Here is a 950-nt window from a genome sequence, read left to right as displayed (position 1 = left end):
AAGATTACACAATGTTATGACAGGGACAAACCTGATCCCTCACATTTGCTTTTGGCAATTGATGTGAGCAGTCGCCGGCTGGATCTGTACAGCCGATACCGGCAAGACGGGCACGAATACGAGATCACAGAATCGTTTTCAAACGAGGTAACCGCTATTGCAGCCCGGCTGGACGACTACAGCAAACAGGCCCAGAAATTAGGATACACCGGCCTCTCGTTTGTGGTTGAGCCCAGTGGGCGTTATGAGGCCACCCTCACCCAAACAGCGCTCGATCGCGGACACAGCGTCTGGCGGGTTAACCCGGAACGGATGTACAAAGCGGGGGTCATTCACCACGGAGACGGGGGGAAATCCGATCCGCTGGATGGGCGGGTGCTTTATATGCTGGGACGAATGGGCAAGGCCCGTCGGTTGGTGCCGTTGCCTGCGGAGTGGCAACGGCTGCGAGAGCTGGGTAAATGGTTGGAAGATTGTACCTTGATAGCCGCTGATCTGCGTATTCGCATAGGAACCCTCCGGCGGTCGTTATTTACCGATTATCACCAAAGCACAGACTTGAGTTGGGGCGCAACCGGTCGGGCCCTGCAAGAATGCTACGGTTTTGATCCCCGGAAGGTTACCGCCGGGTCGCAAGCTCGTTTTATTGCCCGCATGAAAGCCCATCGCCCGGGCCTTCCCAAGCGGTGCCTGATGAGCATCTGGGAGCAGGCGCAACACAGCTGCAAAGCTGCGTTGCCGGCCGATCACTGCCGCATGGTTTCCGATCAACTAAGTCACCTGTGGCGGGTGTGGTCGGACCATACCCGGCGCAAGCGCCAACTCGAGCAGCAGATGATCGCCGTGGTCGACGGGCTGGATCCCGAGCATTGGATTCCGCCGCTATTCCCGGGGTTCAACAAGCGCATGCGGGCCAAAATTCTGGGGGAGACCGGTCCTTTGCGTCGATT

Annotated in this window: 1 protein-coding gene; it reads left to right on the top strand. The window is 57.8% G+C overall.

All coding sequences use genetic code 11. The features are described 5' to 3' along the window. Positions 1–45: 45 nt before the first annotated feature. A partial coding sequence (locus tag J6I44_RS20525; RefSeq protein WP_265768143.1) for a hypothetical protein occupies positions 46–950 on the top strand: 905 nt, incomplete at its 3' end.

The organism is Fodinibius salsisoli (assembly GCF_026229185.1).
Taxonomy (GTDB): Bacteria; Bacteroidota; Rhodothermia; order Balneolales; family Balneolaceae; genus Fodinibius; species Fodinibius salsisoli.
This window is presented reverse-complemented; position numbering and strand designations above follow the sequence as displayed.